Annotated in this window: 16 protein-coding genes; 15 read left to right on the top strand and 1 reads right to left on the bottom strand. The window is 59.8% G+C overall.

All coding sequences use genetic code 11. The annotated features are described in order from the left end of the window. Positions 1–157: 157 nt before the first annotated feature. The 9 genes from VGP75_RS13430 (at position 158) to VGP75_RS13390 (ending at position 5,084) form a co-directional block, all read left to right on the top strand. Positions 158–535 carry a hypothetical protein gene (locus tag VGP75_RS13430; protein ID WP_327544155.1) on the top strand — a complete coding sequence of 126 codons (378 nt, stop codon included), beginning with the start codon at positions 158–160 and terminating at the stop codon, positions 533–535. A 180-nt stretch (positions 536–715) separates the two neighbouring features. Continuing rightward, complete coding sequence (locus VGP75_RS13425; protein ID WP_327544154.1) at positions 716–1,135, top strand: hypothetical protein; 420 nt, start codon at positions 716–718, stop codon at positions 1,133–1,135. Next, the gene (locus VGP75_RS13420; protein WP_327544153.1) at positions 1,128–1,487 is read left to right on the top strand and encodes a hypothetical protein; all 360 of its coding nucleotides are present in this window, start codon (positions 1,128–1,130) and stop codon (positions 1,485–1,487) included. The genes VGP75_RS13425 and VGP75_RS13420 overlap by 8 nt, the downstream gene beginning before the upstream one ends. Beyond that, positions 1,484–2,071: a hypothetical protein gene (locus VGP75_RS13415; protein WP_327544152.1), complete on the top strand. Its 588-nt coding sequence runs from the start codon at positions 1,484–1,486 to the stop codon at positions 2,069–2,071. The genes VGP75_RS13420 and VGP75_RS13415 overlap by 4 nt, the downstream gene beginning before the upstream one ends. A 1-nt stretch (position 2,072) precedes the next feature. Further along, the gene (locus tag VGP75_RS13410; RefSeq protein ID WP_327544151.1) at positions 2,073–3,794 is read left to right on the top strand and encodes a glycosyl hydrolase family 28-related protein; all 1,722 of its coding nucleotides are present in this window, start codon (positions 2,073–2,075) and stop codon (positions 3,792–3,794) included. Beyond that, positions 3,794–4,570, top strand: coding sequence for a transglycosylase SLT domain-containing protein (locus tag VGP75_RS13405; protein ID WP_327544150.1), 777 nt, complete (start codon positions 3,794–3,796; stop codon positions 4,568–4,570). The genes VGP75_RS13410 and VGP75_RS13405 overlap by 1 nt, the downstream gene beginning before the upstream one ends. A 3-nt stretch (positions 4,571–4,573) precedes the next feature. Then, positions 4,574–4,753, top strand: a complete 180-nt coding sequence (locus VGP75_RS13400) for a hypothetical protein (RefSeq protein WP_327544149.1) — start codon at positions 4,574–4,576, stop codon at positions 4,751–4,753. Then, entirely contained in the window at positions 4,750–4,908 is a 159-nt protein-coding gene (locus VGP75_RS13395) for a hypothetical protein (protein WP_327544148.1), read from the top strand. The genes VGP75_RS13400 and VGP75_RS13395 overlap by 4 nt, the downstream gene beginning before the upstream one ends. Next, positions 4,905–5,084, top strand: coding sequence for a Pam3-gp28 family putative phage holin (locus VGP75_RS13390; protein WP_327544147.1), 180 nt, complete (start codon positions 4,905–4,907; stop codon positions 5,082–5,084). Before VGP75_RS13395 ends, VGP75_RS13390 begins: the two co-directional genes overlap by 4 nt. Positions 5,085–5,230: 146 nt before the next feature. Here VGP75_RS13390 and VGP75_RS13385 read toward each other — a convergent pair whose 3' ends face one another. Then, positions 5,231–5,665: a hypothetical protein gene (locus VGP75_RS13385; RefSeq protein ID WP_327544146.1), complete on the bottom strand. Its 435-nt coding sequence runs from the start codon at positions 5,663–5,665 to the stop codon at positions 5,231–5,233. A 268-nt stretch (positions 5,666–5,933) separates the two neighbouring features. Here VGP75_RS13385 and VGP75_RS13380 point away from each other — a divergent pair, with 268 nt between their 5' ends. The 6 genes from VGP75_RS13380 to VGP75_RS13355 form a co-directional block, all read left to right on the top strand. Continuing rightward, positions 5,934–6,155 carry a hypothetical protein gene (locus VGP75_RS13380; protein ID WP_327544145.1) on the top strand — a complete coding sequence of 74 codons (222 nt, stop codon included), beginning with the start codon at positions 5,934–5,936 and terminating at the stop codon, positions 6,153–6,155. After that, entirely contained in the window at positions 6,155–6,769 is a 615-nt protein-coding gene (locus VGP75_RS13375) for a hypothetical protein (RefSeq protein ID WP_327544144.1), read from the top strand. Before VGP75_RS13380 ends, VGP75_RS13375 begins: the two co-directional genes overlap by 1 nt. Before the next feature lie 48 nt (positions 6,770–6,817). Next, the gene (locus tag VGP75_RS13370) at positions 6,818–6,994 is read left to right on the top strand and encodes a hypothetical protein (protein ID WP_327544143.1); all 177 of its coding nucleotides are present in this window, start codon (positions 6,818–6,820) and stop codon (positions 6,992–6,994) included. Between the two features lie 58 nt (positions 6,995–7,052). Beyond that, on the top strand, positions 7,053–7,250 hold the full coding sequence (locus tag VGP75_RS13365) for a hypothetical protein (protein WP_327544142.1): 198 nt from the start codon (positions 7,053–7,055) through the stop codon (positions 7,248–7,250). Between the two features lie 248 nt (positions 7,251–7,498). Next, complete coding sequence (locus VGP75_RS13360) at positions 7,499–8,089, top strand: hypothetical protein (protein ID WP_327544141.1); 591 nt, start codon at positions 7,499–7,501, stop codon at positions 8,087–8,089. Next, a partial coding sequence (locus VGP75_RS13355) for an ATP-binding protein (RefSeq protein ID WP_327544140.1) occupies positions 8,086–8,700 on the top strand: 615 nt, incomplete at its 3' end. The genes VGP75_RS13360 and VGP75_RS13355, both read left to right, overlap by 4 nt.

Genomic DNA, 8,700 nt, shown 5'->3' with positions numbered 1-8,700 from the left:
GCCGAAGCCTTGCCGATGGCGGTGCAGGACTTCCGCATCAAGCCGACCTTCACCGGAACCGGCAACTTCACCATGTACGCCGAAAGCCTTCAGGGCCGCTAACGCGTAGGGCGGGGTGCAATCGCGCACCCCGTCCCCTTTTTAGGAGAAACGAACAATGAGCCTTTGGGAAAATGTGCCCTATGAGCTGCAAAGTCCGACGTTTAACAACGCGATGAACCAGCAAGAGAGCGGCGGTGGTGGCGGCTGGAACCCGTCTTTCAACACGAACTTTTTCACCGACGTTTTGAGCGCGTTCCAGTCCAGCAACATGCGCCCCAGCGGCGAGGTAAACACGGTCAATGCCAATGGTCAGACCGGCTTTGTGAACGGCTTGCAGACCGTTGGCACGGCGCTGTTGAACCATCTCGGGGCCAGCGATGGCGGGGCCGCACAGCCGCAACCGGTCGCGGTGCGGTCTGGTGGCATGAACCCGTCTAACCTGTTGCTGATCGCGGGCGTGGGCTTTGGTATTTATTACCTTGTGAACCGGTGACGCCATGTCTGCCGGTCCTGTACCACTTCCCCCGCTGAACCTGTCAAGCGGGCCAGCCGTTTCCGATGCCGGTGGCATGGACGGGTGGTCTGCGACAGGGGCGTTCAACTTCAAACGAGAACAAGGGATCGCGGCGACGATCGAGCGCGTGGCACCCTTGCTAGTGATTGGAATTCTCGCATGGGCAGTAATGCGCAAATAGGCTTTGGCGTGGTCCCATGGGATCAACAGGCCGAACAGGAATTGGCCCTGATCGCGGATGCATCGGAACATCTCGAAAGTTGGCGGCAAGCATGGGTCGAAGGCCGCGCGCAACTGTGGGCCATGTCTGACAAGGAAGGCCGCATCGGGTGTGTTCTCTGGGAAGTCACCTTTGACGATGGCGCGCCGCACATTCACGTCATGGCCGCAGCAACGGCAAAAGCGCACGCTGGGGCCACCGATGCCCTTTACCGCGCCTTCACCGCCCTGAAACGGGCCGTAGGGGCTGCAGCGGTCTACTGTGAGACCATGCGCCCCGGTCTAAAGCTGTTGCTTGTGCAAAAGGGGTGCGAAGCCGTGCAGATCGAACCCGGCAAATGGGGGGTGCGCTATGTCTAGTTCCAGTTCCAGCCGCGCCAGCCAATACACCACAGTTGACAAGCGCGTAGCGGTCGACGGGCAGAACAACGTCGCGGTGTCAGGCGACACAGTGACGATCCACCATGTGCCCGATGAAGCCTTCGAATTGGGCGAATTGGCCTTGATGGAAATGGGCAACACGACCGATGCGGCGCTGATGGCGGTGCAAAGCACGGCACAGGAAACCACGCGTGAAATCGGCGATGCGCTGTTCCGCACCTTAGAGGCAGAACGGGAAGAAAGCGCCCGCCTGTCAGAACAAGCAATCCGGCTAGGCATCCCCGTTGCGGGGCTGGCCTTTGCCGTCTGGGCCATTTGGGGGCAACGATGAGCACCAACACCGCAAGCTATGTCATTCGGCGCATTGAAATTCCCGCCGGGCAATTTGTGCAGGTTCATGCACCGGGCGATTTTGTCAGTTGTTTGAGCGCCAGTGCTGCTTTCAAACTGTCATTCGACAGCGGCCCGCAGAACGACTTTGAAAACGGTCTGACGGTGCGCCCCAAGGTCGCGTTCCGCATGTTGACGGTGCACAACCCAAGCGGGGCGGCGGTGTCGGTGCGTATTGGCATCGGGCGCGGGGATTTTGCAGACAACCGGTTCATTCCTGCCGAAGCCATTGGGGTGAAACCGGTGGCACCGGACACGCTGACCACCGGCGCGCCTGTCAGTATCGGGGCAGGGGCCACGGTGGCGCTGGCAGGATCGGACACGACGCGGGTGGAAATCGCCATTCGCAACCTGTCAACTGCTGATCGCATTTGGGTGCAAACCCCGAGCGAGACCGGCGCGCAGGGCTGGCCCTTGGATGCCAAAGAGGGCGTGATCCTGACGACCACCGACGCGGTGTCAATTCACAACCCGAACGGCGGCGCAATCAGCGTTGCGGTGTTCGAGACCAAGCGGAGCGCATAACATGAGCCAGTTGATTACCAACGGGATCGGCGCGGCGGCGCTGACGGCGGCAGAGATTAAAGCGGCCTATGAGGGCCAGCCGGACACCAACCCGCTGACCGACACAAGGGCTGATCGAGTTGATCGGGTGCCGGTGTTTTTTGATGATGTGGCGGCGGTGCTGAGTGATGGCAATACCTTTAGTGCTGGGACCGTTTTAAAGACACGCCGGGAAGGTTTTAGCTATGTATGCACCGATACAACCGGAAATCTTGGGCAAAACACCGCAGGCGGGCAGGCATTAAATGTCATTGCGCTAGGCAATGCTCTAAATGCAAAGGCGTTCGGCGCAACAGGTGACGGCGTGACCGACGACACCGATGCACTTCAAGCGTGGATCAATGCCAGCCAAAACGGTTCTGGATACCTGCCGGAAGGAACCTATCATCACACTGGGCTGACGTTTGACCCGCAATTCAGCTACAATATCATCGGTGAGGCATACGACAAGAATCTGAACGGTGGATCCCGGCTGCACAATATGAATGTGTCAGGCGGTGCGGCCATTACCATCGACAACACCCCATTTGCCGGAAACTTCGATAGCCAGATGCGCTTTGCTAATTTGCTTGTATCTGGAAATGCGGCATCGGGTGATGGCTTCTATGTTAATCAGACAATGGTGCAGCTTGAGAACGTATGGATTTCCGGCCATGGGGGGCACGGGTATCAAGCAATTCGGTGTTATTCGTCTGCTTTTCGGCAGGTGTCCTTTAGTAACAATCAACAGTCAGGATTTGCCGCGAACCGCGCGCTGAACGCCGTGCATTTTGACCATTGTTTATTTAATGGCAACGCCGAAAGCAGCGGCTTCGCAGGGTGCAGCCTCTCTGGTGCGGCGGCTGAAGATAGAAATTTTGGGGTCACATTTACGTCTTGTGATTTTACCGGGAACGGCGTGAACCTGACCGGGGCCGATGTCGCCTATGGCCTTGTCCTGCAGCACGCATCGGGCGTCAACGTGATCGGGTGTTATGCTGAGAGCAACTACACCTATAACCTCTATGCCGACAGCACTGTCTACGGGCTGAATGTGATCGGCGGGTTTTGGCAGGACAAGCATGTCTTCCTCAGTGAGGTGAACGGCCTTCATTTCGTCGGGAACGAAATTTATGACAGCGGCAGCGGCACCGCACGTCTGTCGCTGAATGCTGGTTTGCCTGACAAGCGGCTTTCTTGGGACGTGAAGGGCACGACGTTCACCGGCAGCGTCACAAAATCTTTTTCGGGCGGCGCGACGGAAGTTAGTGAATGGCACGATACCGCACCACCAACGGGCGGCACATGGAAGCGCGGCGACAAGGTATGGAATAGCAATGCACAGAACGGCGGCGCGATTGTGGGATGGGCCTGCATTGTTTCGGGCACACCGGGGACATGGCTTCCGCTAGGCGTTTTGCCGCAAGTGTTTACGAACCACGGCGATGCTGGCGCGACGCTGACAGTTGGCAGCAGTTTCCCTACCAACATTTGGCAATCACCGCTCACGGCTGATCGCACAGTCACATTATCGACAACAAACGCGTATAGCGGCGCAAAATTTCGCATCACCCGCACAGGCGGTGCCACTGGCGCTTTTAGCCTGATCATTGGGGCGACGGGTAAAAATCTTGCAGTTGGTGAATGGTGTGACGTTGAATTCTCAGCTTCCGGGTGGATTGTCACCGCTTCGGGGGTGATCTAATGGCGCGGGCAACATCTGCAATTCTTTTCGGCGGGCTTTTGGCTGTCGGATATGCGGTTTACCGCAACATGCGGGCCAATGAGGAACCGCAGTTTGTCTATGTGCCCGCGTCGGCACCGGCGGGCAACACGAACCGGCTGACCCCTTGGGCGCCAGTGCTGGAATGGGGCATCGGGGCGCTGTTTGACGGCTTGGGCGGCGCGCGGCAAGAGACCAGCGCGGGCGTGAACATTGAGGGGCTGTTGGGCAACATCAGCACCACCAGCCAAACGGGGTTTCAGATCGACCGGGCACCGACCACATCAGGGCGCGGTCCGGGTGGCGTAGACTTCGACCAATATGAAAGCCAATATGGGCTGCCCGGGGGGTATCTCTACCGCACCGCACAGATCGAAAGCAGTCTGAACCCCAACGCACAGAACCCGCGTTCCAGCGCGGGCGGGCTGTTCCAGTTTATCAACAGCACGGCGCAAGCCTATGGCCTGACGAACCGCTTTGACCCGGTGCAGGCGACCGACGCGGCGTCACGCCTTGCCCAGGACAACGCGCGGCATTTGCGCAGCGTCCTGGGGCGCGAACCGACGGCCGCAGAATTGTATCTTGCGCACCAGCAAGGGGCAGGCGGGGCGGCACGGCTGTTGCGCAATCCGAACGGGCGCGCGGTGGATACCGTGGGTTCTGCGCAGGTGCGGCTGAATGGGGGCAATGACAACATGACCAACCAACAGTTTGCCAACCTTTGGCTGAACAAATTCAACGCAGGCTATGGGGTGTAGAGAATGCCAGCACCGATTATTTGGGGCGGTTTGGCCCTTGCAGGGATTTACGGGCTGGGATGGGCCGCAAAAGAGACCGGAGAGGCGGCGGACAGCCTGTCGAACCTGTCACGCTACGCGATTGTCGCGGGGGGCCTTTATGTGTCCTACCGCGCCTTGCAGGCGGGGGGTGTTGTCAAATGACCGGCTTGGATGAATTCAGTGTGTTGTCGGACGTGGTGAGCATCGGCTTGCTGTTGGGCATTTTCTGGAAAATGGGGCGCTTTACGGCGTGGATGGATCAGGCGGAAACCCGGCTGAAACGGATCGAGCAGACAGCAAAGGAGATTGCGCAATGAAATGGCTTTTGACGGAGAACTTTATCGGATCGGTGGCGCGGCATGGCGGCACGACTTTGGGCGGGGCCTTGCTGGCGACCGGATTGGCCGATGGCGAAACCGCCACGGCGGTCGGGGGCGCTGTCACGGTGCTGTTGGGCTTTGGACTGTCACTGGCAAAGCGGTTTATCCTGTGAGCACGGTGTTGAAGTGGCTTTTGGCCGCTGGGTTTATCGCTGTTGGCAGCGGGGCCGCGTGGGTTGTGATTATGGCGCACGGGATGGCGTCTTAGGGCGCGAAACAGATTGATTGCCGAACTGGCGGGCCGTTGTGCCCGCCTTTTTTATGCATCGCGCCATGCATCGCGCAGGCGGCGGGCGGTGGCTTCACTGATCCCGGCTTTCTGGGCGGCTTGGGCCAGCTTTGCGCCATTGGCAAGGGCGGACATGACCGTCACGGTCTGACGGCGGCGCAGGGCGTCTTTGCGGGCTTTGCGCAGGTGTTGGGCGCGGATCGCCACGGGCAGGACTTGCTGGCCTGCGGCACGGGCCACAATGGGCGCTTGGGTGCGGATCGCGGCGGCTGGCAGATCGACCAGTTGCAGCGCGGCGGCGTCCAGTGCGGCAAGGTGTGGCGGGGCTTTGATCGGGTCCGGGGGATTGTTGACGAGGTGGTCGAGTTGATCGGCCAAGCGGCGGTGGTCGCGGGCCTGTTTGTCCAGATCATCGGCCAAGCGGCGCAGGTTGCAGGCTATGTCATTATATCGGGGATCACTCATAATAGGGGAATACTCTATATTTTGTGTTGTGACTTGTGCCAAATACGCTATAAGGGCCTTACCACATTATCAAATGAGATCGGAATGCCGCATAATCAGTAACACGTGAAGCATATTTGACAGGCGAATGCGCCTGTTAAGGTGCTATCCCCCCCTAGTTTAGTATTACCACATATCAAACCAGAGATCGGGGGGGATAGCGAACGCTTGGCGCGTGATACCCCTATATATGGCGTAGACCGGTTTCGCAAGACACAAGGCGAAACAAATGGCACAACGCGGACTAGCTTTTAGTGCAGAAGAAGATTTGCACATCGTCAAACTGCGGGCGGAGCAATTCACCTATGCGCAGATCGCGCGCATTTTGCTGATCAAGCGCAGCAAGCGCAGCATTGAAACGCGAATGCACCGGCTCGAAAAGTCAGGTGAGGCCGACCGGATACGGGCGCGCCTTGATGCGATAGGAGCGCGCGCACAGGCCACAGCCTGATGGAGCGCCGCCCTTCAAAGCCCTATGGCCCCAAATATCAGGATATGATCGAGGCGGTCGCGCTGGATCACGGTTGCGGCATCCCGGCTATGGCTTGTCTGCACTACATCTGCCGAAAGATCGACTGGCAGACGGGCGTGATGCCCCACCAGCTTGCACACAGCACGCTTGCGCGGGTCATAGGGGCGTCAGATCGCAAGACAGTGATCAAGGCCACCAAACAGCTACGGGATGCCGGGGTGATCGGCTACGCGTCACGCGGTCACAACTATGACGGCGGCGATGCGAACATTTACCGCTTTACGGTGCCCGCAATGGTGCAAAATGACCCTGCCCGCCAAACGGGCAGACCCCCCCCCACAAGACGGGCAGACCCCCCCCCACAAGACGGGCACCTAAACCCTCATCCCTCTTTATCAAGAGGGGAAAAGGCCCCCGCTAGTCGCGGGGCGGCACCTGCCGACGCCTCCGGCGTCTGTGCCGACGGTGAACAACGCCTGAACGGCGTGACGTTCACCGAACTGCTCAGCAAGCGCGGCATGACCTACGGCGAAGCCCGGACAATCTGGAACGATTGGGAGAATGAGGCCCTTCGGGCCGCAGAGAATGGGTGACGGTTGAAAATCCGCACCAGACCACCAACCAACCACATGAGGAAAGACATGGACAAAGAGACAAGACTTTACCGCAAGCACGTGATTGCCGACGGGCTGGAATTGGCAGCACATCACGCCAGCCTGAATTCGCGTGATCCCAAATGGGACGCCGAACACCAAAGGGAATGGCACCGCAAATTTCTGATGTGGTCGAATGAAGCAGACCGGGTGCGCGCTGAATGACTTCCCCGCTTTGGGGTATTATGCTACCTAGCAGAAACCAAACATAGGATTACCACAGATGCAGACACAAGAAGCGCGCGCGGCGCTGGACGGCTTGAAACGCCGGATCGCGGACACCACACCGGCAACGGTTTTGACCAACCCGCAGCACATCCGGGACACGGCCATGATCACGGCGGACCTGATCGGGCAGGTGCTCGAGCTGATAGACGCAATCGCGCCTTATACCGACGAAACACCGACAGGGGGGGCGTGACATGCCCAACCTGCCAAAAGGCACCGAGGTTGCGCGCGTCCGGTGTGTCGAGTGCGGCACACCGGCCACGGCCAAACTGGACAAGAACGGGCGCGCCTATGTGTATTGCGCCGGCGCGTTTGACGATGGCCCCGCCTGCAATGCGCGGCACCATTACAGCACCCACGCCAGCCAGAAGATGCAGCGCGACTACCTAGCCGCGCGCGACAAGAAACCGGACCCAACCCCCCCTAGCAAGGAAGCACCCGATGAACGACCTGCCGGAATTCAAAACGACACGCCAGACCGACAGCCCGCCCCTAGCGGAAACTTCGACCCCTTCGACCTCTGACGGCGGCGCGCATCTGGACACGATCCGGGTGGAAGAAATCGAACAGGATCACGACGCGGCGGGCATTGTGCATCTGGACGACGACGGCAACGAAATCGGCGCGGACTTTGGGCCGGTCGAGCCGGAAAAAGTCACGCGTGACGGCTTCTATGTGCTGTTCCGCACGTCCTTTGATTTGCCCGGGCAGATCATGCCGGACTTCAAACCCTTGGGCATCCAGCCGACAGAACAGGGGGCCGCGCGGGCGGCGTCCGATGCGCTCTACAGCTTGCTGGAAATCTACTATCCGGCGGCGCTGTTGCCACAATCGGAGACATTGGCGCACCTGTTGACGCTGGGGCCGTTCCTGATCGGCAAGGTCATGGTGATGCGCGCTATCCTGAATGCCCGCAATGCGCCACCGATTGAACACGAACCCCCCAAAGAGGGGCAGCGCAAACAACCGCCACCGCCACCGCCTGACACATCGCCCGTGGACTGGATGGCAGCGGAGCAACGGGCAGCATGACACAGGCGGGACGCATTGGCGTGTGGGGCGCGTCTGGATCGGGCAAAACGACCGTTGTGATCGACCTAGTGCGCACCACGAAGCGGCTGGTGATCTTCGACCCCGAAGATGAATTCACCGGCAAGCTACGTGGTGTGACGCGTTGCAGCACACTCGACCAGATCAAAGCGGGGATGCGGGCCAAGTGGCAATCGTTCCGGCTGGCCTATGTGCCACCGCCGGGCAAAGAGAGCGCGGCGCTGTCCAACCTGTCGCGGCTGGTGGTCTTTGCGCAGGAACCCTACCGCGAAAGCACCAACCCCGCGCACCGTCTGACGCTGGTGGCGGACGAATTGAACACGGCGTTTCCCGTCCATGGCGGGGAGGCGCGGTGTCCGGGCTTTGTCGAGATATGCGCGCGCGGTCGCAAGCGCGCCATTCACACAATCGGCGTGTCGCAACGGGTCACCGAGGTGTCCACGCGGTTTCGGGGCAACCTGTCGGAACAGGTGTTCTTGCGGGCAGAGGAATTGATCGACCAGAAGCGCGCCGCAGAAGTGCTAGGGCTACCGCTCGACACGATCCGCGCCATGGCGAATTTCCAGCTTTACCACAAGGAAGGGCCGCAGGTG

Source organism: Yoonia sp., from assembly GCF_036007805.1.
In the GTDB taxonomy this organism is placed as follows: domain Bacteria; phylum Pseudomonadota; class Alphaproteobacteria; order Rhodobacterales; family Rhodobacteraceae; genus Yoonia.
This window is presented reverse-complemented; position numbering and strand designations above follow the sequence as displayed.

Bases quoted from the DNA above. Each gene is read 5' to 3' on its own strand.
- VGP75_RS13380 (WP_327544145.1), top strand. From the start codon at position 5,934: ATGGCACAACGCGGACTAGCTTTTAGTGCAGAAGAAGATTTGCACATC.
- VGP75_RS13410 (WP_327544151.1), top strand. From the start codon at position 2,073: ATGAGCCAGTTGATTACCAACGGGATCGGCGCGGCGGCGCTGACGGCG.
- VGP75_RS13400 (WP_327544149.1), top strand. From the start codon at position 4,574: ATGCCAGCACCGATTATTTGGGGCGGTTTGGCCCTTGCAGGGATTTAC.
- VGP75_RS13390 (WP_327544147.1), top strand. From the start codon at position 4,905: ATGAAATGGCTTTTGACGGAGAACTTTATCGGATCGGTGGCGCGGCAT.
- VGP75_RS13370 (WP_327544143.1), top strand. From the start codon at position 6,818: ATGGACAAAGAGACAAGACTTTACCGCAAGCACGTGATTGCCGACGGG.
- VGP75_RS13365 (WP_327544142.1), top strand. From the start codon at position 7,053: ATGCAGACACAAGAAGCGCGCGCGGCGCTGGACGGCTTGAAACGCCGG.
- VGP75_RS13430 (WP_327544155.1), top strand. From the start codon at position 158: ATGAGCCTTTGGGAAAATGTGCCCTATGAGCTGCAAAGTCCGACGTTT.
- VGP75_RS13385 (WP_327544146.1), bottom strand. From the start codon at position 5,665: ATGAGTGATCCCCGATATAATGACATAGCCTGCAACCTGCGCCGCTTG.
- VGP75_RS13360 (WP_327544141.1), top strand. From the start codon at position 7,499: ATGAACGACCTGCCGGAATTCAAAACGACACGCCAGACCGACAGCCCG.
- VGP75_RS13425 (WP_327544154.1), top strand. From the start codon at position 716: ATGGGCAGTAATGCGCAAATAGGCTTTGGCGTGGTCCCATGGGATCAA.
- VGP75_RS13375 (WP_327544144.1), top strand. From the start codon at position 6,155: ATGGAGCGCCGCCCTTCAAAGCCCTATGGCCCCAAATATCAGGATATG.
- VGP75_RS13415 (WP_327544152.1), top strand. From the start codon at position 1,484: ATGAGCACCAACACCGCAAGCTATGTCATTCGGCGCATTGAAATTCCC.
- VGP75_RS13395 (WP_327544148.1), top strand. From the start codon at position 4,750: ATGACCGGCTTGGATGAATTCAGTGTGTTGTCGGACGTGGTGAGCATC.
- VGP75_RS13405 (WP_327544150.1), top strand. From the start codon at position 3,794: ATGGCGCGGGCAACATCTGCAATTCTTTTCGGCGGGCTTTTGGCTGTC.
- VGP75_RS13420 (WP_327544153.1), top strand. From the start codon at position 1,128: ATGTCTAGTTCCAGTTCCAGCCGCGCCAGCCAATACACCACAGTTGAC.